Below are 15,821 nucleotides of genomic sequence, written 5' to 3' on the forward strand. Positions count from 1 at the left end.
TAGTACGATAACCCTTAGCAGGAATACCGTTACGAGAACGTGGGTGACCACCTGAAGACTTACCTTCACCACCACCCATTGGGTGATCTACAGGATTCATCACAACTGGACGAGTTCTAGGACGACGCCCTAACCATCTAGATCTACCAGCTTTACCACCAACTAATAATTGATGATCACTATTAGATATAGCACCAATTGTCGCAAGACATTCTTGCAAAATCAATCTTGTTTCTCCAGAAGGCATTTTTACCGTAGCATATTTCCCATCACGAGCCATAAGCTGTGCAAAAGCACCAGCACTACGAGCAATAATCGCTCCTTGACCAGGTCTTAGCTCTATACAGCTAATTATAGAACCTAAAGGAATATTTGCTAATTTCATCGCATTACCAACCTCAGGCGAAGCACTATCACCAGAAACCAAATTCTGACCTACCTTAAGCCCATTTTGAGCTATTATATACCTTTTTTCACCGTCTTGATAATTCAACAAGGCGATAAAGGCAGTCCTGTTAGGATCATACTCAATACTAGCAACCGTTGCAGGTACTCCAAAATGATTTCTTTTAAAATCGATTATACGGTAGCGTCTTTTATGACCACCACCCTTATAACGCATAGTCATACGACCAGTTGCGTTACGACCACCAGAACGTTTTTTCGGAGCAAGCAAGCTCTTCTCCGGCTTATCAGTTGTAATGGCATCATAACCATTTACAACTCTAAATCGCTGTCCTGGAGTTACAGGTTTTAATTTTCTAACTGACATTATTGTCTTTTATTATAGATTACTATAAAGATCAATGGTTTCACCATCTTTAAGTTGTACGAAGGCTTTTTTACGAGCACTTGTTTTACCAACTTGAATCCCTGATTTAGTATATTTAGTATTACGATCGATACGAGTATTCATTGTTCTAACTTTAAGAACAGTTACACCATATGTCGCTTCAACTTCCTTTTTAATTTGAACTTTGTTCGCATTAGGAGCAACTTCAAAGCCAAATCGGTTTAAAAGCTCACTATCTCTGGTAGCCTTTTCCGTAATAATAGGTTTAATTAAGATACTCATAACTGCTTATTTACTTAAAGTTTCTTCTATTTCTTCCAGAGAACCCTCTAAAAGAACGACGTTTGATGCGTTTGTAATACTGTAAGTGCTTAATTCTGTGCAATTTACAACTTTAGAACCTTTCAAATTTCGCGAAGACAAATATACATTTTTATTTGACTCTCCCAACACAAATAACGATTTTTTATCACTAAGTCCTAAACTCTCTAAAACCTCGGTAAAATTCTTCGTTTTTGGAGCATCAAAATTGAAATTTTCAACAATAGTTAAGGCACCTTCAGAAACCTTTTTGCTTAAGGCACTTTTACGAGCTAATCTCTTTTGACTTTTATTAAGTTTAAAAGAATAACTACGTGGAACAGGACCAAAAATGCGTCCACCACCTCTAAAAACAGGAGACTTGATAGAACCAGCACGTGCTGTACCAGTACCCTTTTGTTTTTTTATCTTTCTAGTACTACCTGCAATCTCAGCTCTTTGCTTTGCCTTATGTGTACCTTGACGACGATTTGCAAGAAATTGTTTAACATCTAAATAAATCGCGTGCTCACTAGGTTCAATACCGAAAACTTCATCAGATAACTCTACCTGACGCCCAGTCTCTTTTCCTTTAATATCTAATACTGCTACCTTCATTATTTCTGTACTATTACATAAGAATTTTTGTGTCCAGGAATACACCCTTTCACTACAAGTAGATTCTTTTCAGAAACAACTTTGAGAACTCTTAAATTTTGAACTTTAACTTTTTCGTTACCCATCTGTCCAGCCATGCGCATTCCTTTGAATACACGAGCAGGATAAGATGCAGCACCTATCGAACCAGGAGCTCTTAAACGGTTATGTTGACCATGAGTAGCTTGACCTACACCACCGAAACCATGACGTTTTACAACACCTTGATATCCTTTTCCTTTTGAAGTTCCAGAAACATCTACAAATTCACCTTCAGTGAACATATCAACTGTTATTGAATCTCCTAATTTGTACTCCTCATCAAAACTTTTGAATTCGGCAACTTTCCTTTTGACTGCAGTTCCTGCTTTTTTAAAGTGACCTTGAGCCGCTTTAGAAGCATTCTTGTCTGATTTGTCATCGAAACCTAATTGCAAAGCAGCATATCCATCCACTTCCTCAGTTCTGACTTGGGTAACAACGCAAGGACCAGCTTCAATGATAGTACATGGCATATTCTTACCATTCTCATCATAAATACTAGTCATTCCGATTTTTCTTCCTATTAACCCAGACATATTATTATTTATTATATTATTAATTGTTTGATTAAGAGTTCCGCTTTCGCGAAAGCGGAACAAATAACCTTTATTTTCTATTATTAAACCTTGATCTCTACTTCAACACCACTCGGCAACTCTAACTTCATCAAAGCATCAATTGTCTTTGAAGAAGAACTATAGATATCCAAAAGTCTTTTATAAGAACTTAATTGGAACTGTTCACGAGACTTTTTGTTTACGTGAGGAGATCTTAAAACAGTAAATATTTTCTTATGTGTAGGCAAAGGAATAGGTCCTGTTACCACTGCACCTGTGCTTTTTACTGTCTTTACAATTTTTTCAGCAGACTTATCCACCAGCATGTAATCGTAAGATTTAAGTTTTATTCTGATTTTTTGACTCATCGTTTGAAATATTAATTGTTACCTTTTGTTGCTGCGATTACTTCTTCACTAATGTTTGAAGGAGTCTCAGCATAGTGAGAAAATTCCATAGTTGAAGTAGCACGACCAGATGAAAGCGTACGTAATGTAGTTACATAACCAAACATCTCAGAAAGTGGAACATCTGCTTTAACAACTTTTGCTCCGTTACGATCACTCATATCGTTCACCTGACCACGTCTTCTGTTCAAATCACCTACTATATCACCCATGTTCTCTTCTGGGGTAATCACTTCTAACTTCATCATAGGCTCTAGGATAACTGCACCTGCAGATTTAGCAGAAGCTTTATAACCCATCTTTGCAGCCAGCTCAAAAGATAGCGCATCAGAATCTACTGGGTGGAAAGAACCATCAGTAAGAGTAACTCTCATACTATCCATTTCAAATCCAGCTAATGGACCAGACTTCATAGCCTCACGGAAACCTTTTTCAATGGCAGGAATAAATTCCTTAGGAATATTACCACCTTTGATCTGATTAACAAACTGAAGACCTTCTTCTACCTTTCCTTCTTCATTTTCTTCAGCTGGTTCAATAGTAAATACTATATCACCGAATTTACCACGACCACCAGATTGTTTTTTATAAGTTTCTCTGTGTTGAGCAGATCTAGTGATAGCCTCTTTATATTCCACTTGAGGAGCACCTTGATTCAACTCTACTTTAAACTCACGACGCATACGGTCAACAATGATATCTAAGTGCAACTCTCCCATTCCAGAGATAATAGTCTGACCAGAAGCTTCATCTGTTCTTACTTGGAAAGTAGGATCTTCCTCAGCTAATTTAGCTAAAGCCATACCCATTTTATCAACATCAGCCTTAGTTTTAGGCTCAACTGCGATACCGATTACCGGATCCGGGAAGTCCATAGACTCAAGTATAATAGGATGATCTTGATCTGACATGGTATCTCCAGTTTTAATATCTTTAAAACCTACAGCAGCACCGATGTCACCAGCCTCAATAAAGTCGATAGCATTCTGCTTATTAGAGTGCATTTGATAAATACGTGAGATACGTTCCTTCTTACCGGATCTATTATTTAAGATATAAGAACCTGCATCTAAACGACCAGAATAAGCACGGAAAAACGCTAGACGTCCTACAAATGGGTCTGTTGCGATTTTAAATGCAAGAGCAGCAAACGGCTCTTTTACACTTGGCTTACGCAATTCTTGTTCTTCAGTATCAGGATTTGTACCTACAATACCTTCTTTATCAGTAGGAGAAGGCAAATAACGACATACAGCGTCTAGCAAGAACTGAACCCCTTTATTTTTAAAGGCAGAACCACAAATCATTGGAATTATAGACATATCCATTACCGCAGCACGAAGAGCAGCATGCACTTCATCTTCAGTAATTGAATCTTCATCTTCCATATATTTTTCTAGCAAGTTCTCATCATAAGCAGCAACCTCTTCGATCAACAACCCACGATATTTTCTTGCTTCTTCCTTCATATCTTCAGGAATCTCGATTACATCAAAGGTAGAACCTTGAGTTTCATCATGCCATACAATAGCACGGTTCTTAACCAAATCAATAATACCTTTAAATTGATCCTCATCACCAATGTTCAAAACAATAGGCACCGCATTAGATTTCAACATGTCTTTCACTTGTTGACATACAGCAAGGAAATTGGATCCTTGACGGTCCATTTTGTTAACAAAACCTATACGAGGTACTTTGTAATTATCTGCAAGTCTCCAGTTAGTTTCTGACTGCGGCTCTACACCATCAACAGCACTAAATAGAAAAACTAAACCATCTAATACACGTAAAGATCTATTTACCTCTACAGTAAAATCTACGTGACCAGGTGTGTCAATAATATTAAAATGATAATCTTTTGTTTCAGGTAATGGCTTTGCATTCTCCAAAGGAAACCTCCAGGTACAAGTAGTAGCTGCAGAAGTAATAGTAATACCTCTTTCCTGCTCTTGCTCCATCCAGTCCATAGTAGCAGCACCATCATGCACCTCACCTATTTTATGAGAAACTCCAGTATAATAAAGGATTCTTTCAGTTGTAGTAGTTTTACCAGCATCAATGTGCGCGGCAATACCTATATTTCTTGTTAATTTTAAATCTCTTGCCATTTCCTTAGAATCTAAAGTGTGAGAATGCCTTGTTTGCCTCAGCCATCTTATGAGTATCAACCTTTTTCTTAACAGCAGCACCTTCTTCCTTTGCAGCTGCAAGGATCTCTGATGCTAGACGTACAGAAAATGATTTCTCATTTCTCTTACGAGAGTAACCTATCAACCACTTCATGGCAGTAGATATCTTACGATCTGGTCTGATTTGCATTGGAATTTGAAATGTAGCACCACCTACTCGGCGACTACGCACCTCTACATGTGGCATAACGTTAGACAACGCATCTTTCCACACCTCTAATGCAGTTTTTTCTTCATCTTGATTTTTCTCTTCTACGATATCCATTGCATCATAGAAAAGCTTGAATGCTGTAGACTTCTTACCGTGTAACATCATCATGTTAACAAAGCGAGTCACCAGCTGGTCGTTAAAACGTGGATCCGGAAGGATAGGACGTTTCTTGGCCTGTCTTTTTCTCATTTCTTCTTGTTGAAATTGTTAATTAAAAAAATCTACACAGAGCATGAATAGATTTTTTAAAAATTGATTACTTCTTAGGGCGTTTTGCACCATATTTAGATCTACGTTGTGTACGGTCTGCAACACCAGCGGTGTCCAGTGCTCCACGCACGATGTGATATCTAACTCCTGGCAAATCTTTTACCCTTCCACCTCTAACCAATACTATCGAGTGCTCTTGTAGATTGTGTCCTTCTCCTGGAATGTATGCATTTACCTCCTTACCGTTAGTAAGTCTAACCCTTGCAACCTTTCTCATCGCTGAGTTAGGCTTCTTAGGTGTAGTTGTGTAAACACGAGTACATACTCCACGACGTTGAGGACAAGAATCTAAAGCAGCCGATTTACTCTTCTTGGTTATTTTGGCTCTTCCTTTACGTACTAATTGTGAAATCGTTGGCATATTGTTTTACGCTAATAAATTAATCCCTATTTTAAGGGTCGGCAAAGGTAAGAATAAAATTGTGTTATTCAAACCTCACTTTCAAATATTTAGAATAACTTTTAAAAACCTACAAGATTTAAGTTATTTTAGACGTTAATCGATAGCTTTAGGCCCAATTAACAAGTCACAATTGAAACACCATCTTGTCCTTATTATATATATATTAATTTCTAGCAAAGCCCTTTGTCAGAAAAAATACCTGGAAACCAACTTCCACAGTAAGCTTATTCAAGAAGCTGATAGCAGCCTAACTATGCAATTAAATGGCGGTTTAAAAAAAACAAAAGACAGTATAACAGCAAGCCTTTTTAAAAAAGGATACTTTAATCATATCATTTATACTTCAAGAAAATTAAATGATAGCACTTTCTCATGTAAAATAACTTTAAATAAAAAATACGAAGAGATTCACTTTGAGAATTTCATAGAAAAAGAACTATCAGAACGATCTATCTCGCTTTCGCGAAAGCGAAACAATATTCCAATAGAAGAACTTGAAAGTTATTTAAGAGCAACAAACAAACAGCTCAACGATAAGGGATTTCCTTTTGCTACCACCAAAATAATTAATATAAAACTAGACACCTCCAAAACGGTGAAGGCAGATCTAAAAATACAGCTCAATTCAAAAAGGTTTATCGACAATGTAATCGTTAAAGGCTATAAGAATTTCCCTAAAAAAACGATCAGAGAATTTATCAACTCTCACAACCTTTATTTCACAGACAATATCCTATCAATAGAAAATTACATAAAAGACCTCGGTTTTGTAAATGTGGTTAAAACTCCAGAAGTACTTTTCAAAAAAGACAGTACGTCGCTTTACCTCTTTTTAGAAAAAAAAAATAACAACTATGCAGAAGGCCTACTAGGATTTAACAACTCCGACAACGGGAAAGTTGAGCTTAACGGATATTTAAATTTAAATCTCGAGAACAACCTGAATAATGCAGAAAGTTTTAAGTTAGAATACCGAAATGACAACGAAGATCAAACACAATTAACAACCAGTTTCAATATTCCGTATCTATGGAAGAGCAGCATAGGTACAAAAGCTGAAATCCAATTATTGCGAAGAGATAGCACTTACCAGCGTACATCCTTCACAACAGGTGTATATTTTAAACCTTCATGGCACACAAGCATAGGAATAAACTATAAAAACACAACATCTGATGGCATCAATGGAGAAATTGAGGTAGGAAATCTAAGAACTAACGGAATTGAACTTGATGCACTCTATCAAAAACGATCAAAAGAAGATTTGAATCCAGAAGATATAATACTTGAATTCAAAATAGGCGCCTATAATCGTAATCTGGAAAATAAAAATGAAAATCAATACACAATAGACGCAACCATTGTCAAATTACTGCATCTTAATTACAGAAGTAAGTTCTTAGGACTTATAAGAGGTCGTTATTTAAAATCCGATAATATACAATTCAACGAACTTTATCAATTCGGAGGATTAGGAAGTATAAGGGGTTTTAATCAAAATAGCATAGATAGCTCGTTCTATACCACGCTCGCAACTGAGTATAGATACTGCTTAAACTCTCAAATCTACCTTCACAGCATTCTAGATATAGGGATATTTGAGAATTTTAACAGTAAAAAGCTAGATAGAATCTATGGTTACGGTGCTGGAATAGCAATTTTAACAAATGCTGGAGTTTTAAATTTAAGTATTGCAAACGGACGTTTTAACAGCGCTAAAGTGGACTTATCCAGCACAGTAGCTCACATAAACCTTAGAATAAACTTCTAAAATGTTAGCTTAATGTTAAGCCCATCTTAATAAATCCTATAAATAGAGTCAATAAAAGTTGTTTTATTAAGTTCTTTTTTTGATTTTTGGAGCTGGCTAATTCAAATAAATCTAAACATGAAAACAAAATTAAATGGAATTTTGACGCTTTTACTAGCGTTAGTTGTGCAAGTAGCTTTTGCACAGCAAACTGTTACCGGTAAGGTAACTGGTCCCGATGGGGACGAGATTTTTGGCGCTACTGTATCTGTCAAGGGTACTTCAACCTTTGCTACCACCGATTTTGATGGTATGTATACAATTCAAGCTTCCCCAGAAAGCACTTTAGTGTTTGCTTTTACAGGATATGATGCTTATGAGGTTGTTGTAGGCAATCAAACTTTAATCAATGTTGAATTAAAAAATTCACTTGGAGAAGTTGTAGTAATAGGTTATCGTACCACGACTCCAATAAAGAGTAGTGTTGCTACGAGTGTAGTTACAGATGAAACTATTAAAAACAGACCTAATGCAAACATCCTACAGACATTATCTGGACAGGTTGCTGGTTTAAACATTAATACCGTAAGTGGTCAGCCAGGTGGTGATTCAACCATTAACTTGAGAGGTATCGGTACGATTAATGGTAACACTGAGCCATTATTTGTCATCGACGGTGCTTTTGTTGATGAAGATAACTTCCGTAGTTTGAACCCACAAGATATCAAATCCATCAGTGTTTTGAGAGATGCCGCTGCAACTGCGATTTATGGTAACCGTGGTGCAAACGGAGTTGTTGTAATTGAAACTAATCAAGGTTCTTACGAGACGCCTTTAGAAATTAGTTTTAATTCTTTAACAACTTTTACAGAATTACAAGATAATGATTACAACATGATGAACTCTCAGCAACTACTTACTCTTGAAAGAGAAAGAGGTGTAGGTTTTGGTGCTGGTGTGTATCAAGGTACTGGTGTGCCATTGACAGATGCTGAAATAGCAGCTGCAGGAACTAACGACTGGAGAGAAGACTTCTTTAGAACTGGTATCACTCAAAACAATACTGTAAGTTTATCTTCTGGTGGAAAAAACACTAGACAATTTACTTCTATTGGTTATTTTGATCAAGAAGGTATCTTAGTTCAATCAAGACTTAAGAGATTCAACTTACGTTCAAACGTATCTGGAAAAACTGAGAATGATAAATTCAACTATAGATTGAACTTAACTGCTAACTATTCAGATAATCAAGCTCCAAATCAAATTGGAACTGGGGCAATTAACCGTAACTATGTTCTTGCAGGATTTCAAGGTGTACCATGGTTAAATGCAAATGACTACACTACAGGAGCTGACTTATTAAGCCCTTTATTGTTTGCTAACACTCCATTATTCTTATTAGATAGATTAGATACTTACAATAGAAAAGAAGAAGAGATCAAGGTAGTAGGTAGTTTAAATTTAAACTATAAAATTACAGACGACATCTCTATTAACAGTACTTCTGGTATTGACTATCAAAATAATATTTTAACAAGATTTGAGGCGTCTGACTCTTTTAATGCGTTATTATTTGGTGGTGCTGCAAACCCATTAGCCGGTTTCCAACAACAAGCCACTATTAGAGAATTTACTTTTAATCAAACTACTTCTCTTAACTACAACAAAGTTTTCAATGAAAAGCATAGTTTGAACGTAGGATTATATACTGAATACTTTAAAGCTCACTTGAGAGGATTCCGTTACTTTGCTGAAGGACTTGACCCAAGAACATTTGCAGAAGGTGATGGTTCAGGTTTTGTTGCTGACCAACCTAACAATGATTTTTACATTGATACAGCTGGTGCAGATAACAACAACTCTGGATTGTTTTCTTACTTTGGTAGTTTAGATTATAGTTATGATGACAAGTATGGTGTATCTGGTACTATTAGACGTGATGCTTCTTCTCGTTTTACAGGTGATAACAAATGGGGAACTTTCTTTGCAGCATCAGCTTTCTGGAATATCCACAAAGAGAACTTCTTCGGAGAAGAGTCTGACATCAACTTCTTAAAATTAAGAGCATCTTATGGAGAGGTAGGTAACCAGTATGTAGACCTTAATAACAACTTTGGTATTTTCAGCCCTAGTGTTCAATTCTTAGACTTAGGTTTATTTAGAGATACTTTTGCGACAGGATCTGGATATGCAGGTTTACAGACAATTGGTGTAGCTAACTTTGGACTAGGTGGATTGAGCTGGGAGACTACTAAAGAATTTAACGTAGGTCTTGATTTTGAAGTATTCAACTCACGCTTAAGAGGTAGCATCGACGCTTATTATAGAGATACTACTGATTTATTTACAAGTACAAATATTTCAGGTCTTGCAGGAACAAATGGTTACAGTTTACCTGGTAACTTCGGTGTTCTTAACAACCGTGGTATTGATTTAACAGTAAACTACGATTTAATTAGAAAGAAAGAAGAAGGAGATTTTGCATTAACTATAGGTGGAGTTGCTAACGTAAATAAAAACGTTATTAGAGACCTAAATGCAGAAGATGGTCAAATCATTGGAACTGGTAGAGAAGGTAATAGATTATTCGAATACTATACAATCAGATATGCAGGTGTTAACCCAGCAAATGGTAATGTATTATTCTTAGACGCTAATGGCGATCTAACTGAAAATCCAAATCCAGATACTGATAGAGTATGGTTAAACAAGGATTTATTCCCTGAGTTTACTGGTAGTTTTAATATCAATACGGAGTACAAAAATTTCTACTTGAACACTCAATGGAACTTTGCAACTGGATTAGACAGATTTGACAACGACTTGTCTACCGTTCAAGATCCAACTAACTTAGGACAATTCAACGTATCAACTGACCTTTTAGATGCTTGGACTCCTACAAATAGAAACACTGCGATTCCTTCTTTAGATGCTACAAACATCAACACATTTGCTAGTACTAGATACCTACAATCTGCAGATTACTTGAACTTAAGATTTGTAACTCTTGGGTACAACTTCCAAGAAGATGTATTATCTAAAATCGGAGTAAGTAGATTAAGTGTATTCTTAAATGCAGAAAACCTTGTAACATTCTCTAGCTGGAGAGGTTATGACCCATTAGCACAAACAAATGGTTCTAGAGGTTTCCCAACACCTAGACAAATATCAATAGGACTTGAATTAGGAATTTAAAAAAAAAGAAATGATGAAAAAATTTAAATTAGTTTTTGGTTTAGCATTAGCAGGGTTGTTTTTCAGCTGTGAAGATGCAACCGATATAAGACAGCCTGGAGTCTTAGATGCAGCTTCAGCAATTCAATCAGTAGATGACATGCAAGATGCATTAATCAATGCATATACTGGTATGTTCGTAACCGCTGAACAACATTTTACTTCTGTTTTCACAGATGAAATTAGAATAGGATTTGATAGTGGTGGACAAGGACAATCTTTATATAGATTTAACCTAGCTTCTAACAATGCAGGACCTTCAAATGTTTGGAGAAATAACTATGCAGGTATTAGAAGAGCTAACCTTGTAATCGAAGCAGCAGCAAATATTGATGCGACAGGTGATGAAGCAAGACGTGATGACCTTTTAGGACAAGCACACGCTATTAGAGCATGGCAACACCTTCAGTTAGCTGGATTGTACATTGTTGACATGAGTGATGATAACTCTCTTGGAGTTCCTGTTGTGGACTTTGTTACTGGTACTGATTATTCAGCTTTACGTAATACTACAGGTGAAACGTTTCAGTTAATTTATGATGATTTAGATTTAGCAGCATCATTAATTACAGAAACAAATAATGTATTATTTACTCAAGACGCAGCAAGAGCACTTAAAGCTAGAGCAGCAGCTTACAGAGAAGATTATGGAACTGCAGCTCCACTTGCACAGTCTTTATTAAGTTCATATCCACTTGCAAGCACATCAGATTATGAAGATGTATTTGAAGATACAAGTAATGCAGAGGTTATTATGAAATTAGAGAGAACTCTTAATGATGCCTTTGATGGTCAAGGTTCTACTGGTGTTTCTGCCAACGGTGGTTGGGCTGGTGCTAAATATGCATTTACTGGTCCTGGAGTTACTGGATCACCTTATTACGAAGTAGCTACTAATCTATACAATGCATTTGATGCTGCAGACGTTCGTAGAGGAGTAAATGCTGAAGCTTTTGAACCTCTTCCTGCTGCAGGACGTAATGTATACACTGTAAATAAATACAGAGGATCTGAAGGTCAACCTTTAATGAACGATCATAAAATATTAAGATCTTCAGAAATGGCACTTATACTTGCTGAAGCTAGAGCTGCTGCAAATGACCCATCTGGGGCTGCAGGTTTTGTAGACCAAGTAAGAGATGCTCGTTATGGATCTGATCAAACGACTGCTTTTGGAAGTACTGCTGATGCATGGGGCGGAATCCTTGATGAAAGAAGAAAAGAATTTGCTTTTGAAGGACACCGTTACAAGGATCTTAGAAGAATGGGAGCTAAAGGAAACAGAACTGTTGATAGAGCTTCTGAAGACTGTACACCATTCGGTGCATGTGATTTAGCAATTACAGACACTAGATGGACATGGCCTATTCCTCTTAATGAATTTAATGGGAACCCAGCATTAAGAGCACAACAGAATCCTGGATATTAATAAATTTAAAACTATATAAAATGAAAAAATATTTAATAGCTTTAACGGTAGCAGCTGCTGTATTAATTACAGGATGTGAAAACCATGAGCAACCAATATATGATGGAACTGCAGTTGGTTTAAGCGTAAGCTCTGCTCAGGTTTCTGTACCTTCTGAAGGAACTACTGAGTCCTTCCCTGTAACAATTACCAGCCCATCTTCGGAGGCTAGAACATTTGGTCTAGCATTTGCTGACGAAGCGCCTGCAGGTGGTGGTGTATCATTAGGAACTATAACAGTACCAGCTGACTCTTATGAAGGAACAGCAACTGTAAGTTTTGATTTTGATGCCATTAACTTAGGTGATGGTGAAACTGACTCTTTCGGTATAAAGGCAACAAGTGACAACACTGATGTTTTTGGAACTGTATTAGAAATTGAGTATTTCAAAGAAGTTGTTTGTAATGATGCAACATTCACAATCAATACAGATTCTTTTGCTTCAGAAACTGGTTTCTTTATTACTGATGATGCAACTGGTAGTGTAGTTTACACTATGCCAGCTCTTGGTAATGGAGTACAAACGTATACTGAAGATATATTCCTAGCTGATGGTTGTTACACTGCTACTATTACTGATTCTTTTGGTGATGGTCAAGTAGATAATACAACGACTGGAAATTATACTATTACTTGTTCTATTTTAACATTTGCAAGTGGTGGTGGAGTTTTTGGTGCATCACAAACTAGACAATTCTGTGTGAATCAATAATTAAAATTGATCACGATTAATTTAAAAGCCCAAGTTTAAGACTTGGGCTTTTTTTTATACAATAAACTCACATAAATAAACCTACATTTGCAATATGGAAAAGACTACATATATATACGGTATACGTGCCATTATTGAAGCTATAGAAAGCGGTAAAGAAATATCAAAAGTCTATTTATTAAAAGATGGTGACGGCATTTTAATGCAGCAATTAAAAACAGTTGCAAGAAAAAATAATATCACAACTTCATTTGTTCCTATAGAAAAATTAAATCACTTAGCAAAAGGAAACCATCAAGGTGCAGTTGCAAGCATCTCTCCTATTCATTTTAAAGATTTAGAAAGTATACTAGAAAAGATAGACATGGAAAGCAAACCATTGTTCTTGCTCTTAGATGGGATCACAGATGTTCGTAATTTTGGCGCTATTATCAGAACAGCAGAATGTACAGGTGTCGATGCTATTGTAATATCAGAAAGTGGTAGCGCACCAGTTAACGCAGCAACTGTTAAAACTAGTGTAGGAGCCGTATTTAACATTCCTATTTGTAAAGTAAATCACATTAAAGATGCTGTATTTTTAATGAAAGCTTATGGCGTTCAAACCGCAGGAGCTAATGAAAAAGCAAATAATCTTATTTATGATATTGAACTCAATCAGCCGATGGCGATAGTAATGGGTAGCGAAGAAAAAGGTATTAATCCATCTACTTTAAAGATTCTCGATCACATAGTAAAATTGCCCATGTATGGTGACATTGCTTCGTTAAATGTATCTGTTGCATGTGGAGCAATGCTTTATGAAACTTTAAGACAGCGATTGTAATAAACTAATCATTCCTCCTCATCTAATTCGATAAAATTACCATCCTTATCAAAGTGTCGCATAAAAGGATCTAATTCTTCATCATATTGATCTAATTCCCACTCATAACGCTTCTTTTCTGGAGTTTTACTTTTGGTAAAAATTGCAAGTAACACACCTGTAACTGCTCCACTTAGGTGACCTTCCCAAGAAATTCCATCTTCTATGGGTAAAACATACCACACTAAACTTCCATAAAAAAAAGCAACCAAAAATGTAAGCGCTAATAACTTGTAATGGCCTGTAAACAGCCCTTTGAAAAACAAGAATGCGACTAGCATGTACACCACTCCACTAGCTCCTATGTGATAGGACGGTCGACCTATTAACCAAGTAGTAAAACCAGTAATTAATAAACCTATAATTAATACTTTTACCCAGACACTTCTATAAAAGTAAACAAGCGCAGTAATTAAAACTAAGCACGGTATAGTATTACTCCACAAATGTTTTAATCCAGAATGTATGAAAGGACCAAAAAATATACCTTGTAATCCTGAAACCTTTTCTGGCCTAATACCATTATCGGTAAACCTGAAATGAAATGATATCTCTAACCAATATACCAGCCACATTAACAGTACAAAAAGAACCGCCGGTATAACGGTGATTGCATCAAACTTAAAATATTCTGAATCCTTCATCAATAGTATGGTTATCAATAAAAAGACCAATTTAATATAATGTCATACTGTCGTGGCAATTAAAATAGAGGTTCATTGTACATCCTGTTAAGAAACTCTAATTTTGTCACATGCAACATATACCACTTGCCGAGCGCATAAGACCTAATAGTTTAGAAGATTACCTGAGTCAATCACATTTAGTAGGGAATCAAGGGACTTTGAGGCAACACATAATCAACGGAACCACACCATCTTTAATTTTATGGGGACCTCCTGGAACTGGGAAGACTACCTTAGCTCATATTATTGCTCAAGAGAGCAAACGCCCATTTTACACTTTAAGTGCTATAAATAGTGGTGTAAAGGATATACGTGAGGTTATTGAAAAAGCCAAAGGTGCAGGTGGGCTTTTTACCGCTAAAAACCCTATTCTTTTTATAGATGAGATTCATCGTTTTAGTAAATCACAACAAGATTCTCTTCTTGCTGCTGTAGAAAAAGGTTGGGTAACTTTGATAGGTGCCACTACAGAGAATCCAAGCTTTGAAGTAATACCTGCACTCCTTTCTCGTTGTCAAGTCTATGTACTAGAAGCTTTCGCGAAAGCGGACCTAGAAAATCTACTACAAAGAGCTATTAAGATAGATAGTATTTTATCAAAAAAACAAATCGCCATTGATGAAGTTGACGCATTGATGAGAATAAGCGGTGGTGATGCTCGTAAGTTACTCAACGTTTTTGAACTAGTAATAAACTCAGTAGAGGAATCAAAAATTAGTATTACAAATGAGCTCGTTTTCTCACAGGTACAAGCAAATCCTGCACGATATGACAAAACTGGGGAGCAACATTATGATATCATAAGTGCTTTTATAAAATCAATACGAGGCAGTGATCCTAACGGAGCTGTTTACTGGTTAGCTAGAATGATTGAAGGTGGCGAGGATCTTAAATTTATTGCACGTAGACTATTAATTCTAGCATCTGAAGACATAGGAAATGCAAATCCGACTGCTTTGATAATGGCAAACAATACATTTCAAGCAGTTTCAACTATAGGTTTTCCAGAATCAAGAATAATATTAAGTCAGTGTGCTATATATCTGGCCACATCTTTAAAAAGCAATGCTAGTTATCAGGCCATAGGTAAAGCACAGCGCTTAGTTAAAGAAACTGGTGATCTATCTGTGCCCTTAGGACTCAGAAACGCTCCTACAAAGCTTATGAAGGAATTAGGTTATGGTGAAGAATATAAATATGCACACGATCATCCTGGGAATTTTGCATTTTATGACTTTCTACCTGCTGAGTTGAGTAAAACTAAAATTTATGA

At 36.3% G+C, this 15,821-nt stretch carries 15 protein-coding genes; 6 read left to right on the forward strand and 9 right to left on the reverse strand.

Annotated elements, in window-relative coordinates:
* The 8 genes from rplB to rpsL all read right to left on the reverse strand — a co-directional run.
* Positions 1–772 (reverse strand): 50S ribosomal protein L2 (gene rplB, locus A9Q93_RS09285; RefSeq protein ID WP_303687122.1); only part of this gene is annotated, 772 nt, incomplete at its 3' end.
* 12 nt (positions 773–784) lie between these two features.
* The gene (gene rplW / locus A9Q93_RS09290; protein WP_303687123.1) at positions 785–1,075 is read right to left on the reverse strand and encodes a 50S ribosomal protein L23; all 291 of its coding nucleotides are present in this window, start codon (positions 1,073–1,075) and stop codon (positions 785–787) included.
* A gap of 6 nt (positions 1,076–1,081) precedes the next feature.
* Positions 1,082–1,711, reverse strand: coding sequence for a 50S ribosomal protein L4 (gene rplD, locus A9Q93_RS09295; RefSeq protein WP_303687124.1), 630 nt, complete (start codon positions 1,709–1,711; stop codon positions 1,082–1,084).
* Positions 1,711–2,328: a 50S ribosomal protein L3 gene (gene rplC / locus A9Q93_RS09300; RefSeq protein ID WP_303687125.1), complete on the reverse strand. Its 618-nt coding sequence runs from the start codon at positions 2,326–2,328 to the stop codon at positions 1,711–1,713. Before rplC ends, rplD begins: the two co-directional genes overlap by 1 nt.
* An 83-nt stretch (positions 2,329–2,411) precedes the next feature.
* Complete coding sequence (rpsJ, locus tag A9Q93_RS09305; protein WP_006795812.1) at positions 2,412–2,717, reverse strand: 30S ribosomal protein S10; 306 nt, start codon at positions 2,715–2,717, stop codon at positions 2,412–2,414.
* A gap of 11 nt (positions 2,718–2,728) precedes the next feature.
* Positions 2,729–4,867 (reverse strand): elongation factor G, encoded by a 2,139-nt coding sequence (fusA, locus tag A9Q93_RS09310; RefSeq protein WP_303687126.1) that lies wholly within the window; start codon positions 4,865–4,867, stop codon positions 2,729–2,731.
* Positions 4,868–4,871: 4 nt separating this feature from the next.
* Positions 4,872–5,348: a 30S ribosomal protein S7 gene (gene rpsG, locus A9Q93_RS09315; RefSeq protein ID WP_303687127.1), complete on the reverse strand. Its 477-nt coding sequence runs from the start codon at positions 5,346–5,348 to the stop codon at positions 4,872–4,874.
* 67 nt (positions 5,349–5,415) lie between these two features.
* Entirely contained in the window at positions 5,416–5,790 is a 375-nt protein-coding gene (gene rpsL, locus A9Q93_RS09320; protein ID WP_015361172.1) for a 30S ribosomal protein S12, read from the reverse strand.
* 172 nt (positions 5,791–5,962) lie between these two features.
* On the opposite strand from rpsL, the gene A9Q93_RS09325 reads away from it, so the two are divergent.
* The 5 genes from A9Q93_RS09325 to rlmB all read left to right on the forward strand — a co-directional run bounded on the left by A9Q93_RS09325 (position 5,963) and on the right by rlmB (position 13,823).
* Positions 5,963–7,603, forward strand: a complete 1,641-nt coding sequence (locus A9Q93_RS09325) for a BamA/TamA family outer membrane protein (RefSeq protein ID WP_303687128.1) — start codon at positions 5,963–5,965, stop codon at positions 7,601–7,603.
* A gap of 117 nt (positions 7,604–7,720) precedes the next feature.
* Positions 7,721–10,777 (forward strand): SusC/RagA family TonB-linked outer membrane protein, encoded by a 3,057-nt coding sequence (locus A9Q93_RS09330; RefSeq protein ID WP_303687129.1) that lies wholly within the window; start codon positions 7,721–7,723, stop codon positions 10,775–10,777.
* A 10-nt stretch (positions 10,778–10,787) separates the two neighbouring features.
* Positions 10,788–12,245, forward strand: a complete 1,458-nt coding sequence (locus tag A9Q93_RS09335; protein WP_303687130.1) for a RagB/SusD family nutrient uptake outer membrane protein — start codon at positions 10,788–10,790, stop codon at positions 12,243–12,245.
* A 20-nt stretch (positions 12,246–12,265) separates the two neighbouring features.
* Positions 12,266–12,997, forward strand: coding sequence for a hypothetical protein (locus tag A9Q93_RS09340; protein WP_303687131.1), 732 nt, complete (start codon positions 12,266–12,268; stop codon positions 12,995–12,997).
* Positions 12,998–13,091: 94 nt separating this feature from the next.
* Complete coding sequence (gene rlmB, locus A9Q93_RS09345) at positions 13,092–13,823, forward strand: 23S rRNA (guanosine(2251)-2'-O)-methyltransferase RlmB (protein WP_303687132.1); 732 nt, start codon at positions 13,092–13,094, stop codon at positions 13,821–13,823.
* A gap of 8 nt (positions 13,824–13,831) precedes the next feature.
* Here the strand turns inward: rlmB and A9Q93_RS09350 are convergent, their stop codons facing one another.
* On the reverse strand, positions 13,832–14,506 hold the full coding sequence (locus A9Q93_RS09350) for a rhomboid family intramembrane serine protease (RefSeq protein WP_303687133.1): 675 nt from the start codon (positions 14,504–14,506) through the stop codon (positions 13,832–13,834).
* A 110-nt stretch (positions 14,507–14,616) separates the two neighbouring features.
* Between A9Q93_RS09350 and A9Q93_RS09355 the strand changes: the two genes are divergently transcribed.
* Positions 14,617–15,821: replication-associated recombination protein A (locus A9Q93_RS09355; RefSeq protein ID WP_303687134.1), on the forward strand; the 1,205-nt coding region annotated here is incomplete at its 3' end.

The organism is Nonlabens dokdonensis (genome assembly GCF_002162835.1).
In the GTDB taxonomy this organism is placed as follows: Bacteria; Bacteroidota; Bacteroidia; order Flavobacteriales; family Flavobacteriaceae; genus Nonlabens; species Nonlabens dokdonensis_B.

Excerpts from the sequence above, each read along its gene's own strand:
- rplW (WP_303687123.1), bottom strand. The coding sequence starts at position 1,075 with ATGAGTATCTTAATTAAACCTATTATTACGGAAAAGGCTACCAGAGAT.
- rplD (WP_303687124.1), bottom strand. The coding sequence starts at position 1,711 with ATGAAGGTAGCAGTATTAGATATTAAAGGAAAAGAGACTGGGCGTCAG.
- rplC (WP_303687125.1), bottom strand. The coding sequence starts at position 2,328 with ATGTCTGGGTTAATAGGAAGAAAAATCGGAATGACTAGTATTTATGAT.
- rpsJ (WP_006795812.1), bottom strand. The coding sequence starts at position 2,717 with ATGAGTCAAAAAATCAGAATAAAACTTAAATCTTACGATTACATGCTG.
- fusA (WP_303687126.1), bottom strand. The coding sequence starts at position 4,867 with ATGGCAAGAGATTTAAAATTAACAAGAAATATAGGTATTGCCGCGCAC.
- rpsG (WP_303687127.1), bottom strand. The coding sequence starts at position 5,348 with ATGAGAAAAAGACAGGCCAAGAAACGTCCTATCCTTCCGGATCCACGT.
- rpsL (WP_015361172.1), bottom strand. The coding sequence starts at position 5,790 with ATGCCAACGATTTCACAATTAGTACGTAAAGGAAGAGCCAAAATAACC.
- A9Q93_RS09330 (WP_303687129.1), top strand. The coding sequence starts at position 7,721 with ATGAAAACAAAATTAAATGGAATTTTGACGCTTTTACTAGCGTTAGTT.
- A9Q93_RS09335 (WP_303687130.1), top strand. The coding sequence starts at position 10,788 with ATGATGAAAAAATTTAAATTAGTTTTTGGTTTAGCATTAGCAGGGTTG.
- A9Q93_RS09340 (WP_303687131.1), top strand. The coding sequence starts at position 12,266 with ATGAAAAAATATTTAATAGCTTTAACGGTAGCAGCTGCTGTATTAATT.
- rlmB (WP_303687132.1), top strand. The coding sequence starts at position 13,092 with ATGGAAAAGACTACATATATATACGGTATACGTGCCATTATTGAAGCT.
- A9Q93_RS09350 (WP_303687133.1), bottom strand. The coding sequence starts at position 14,506 with ATGAAGGATTCAGAATATTTTAAGTTTGATGCAATCACCGTTATACCG.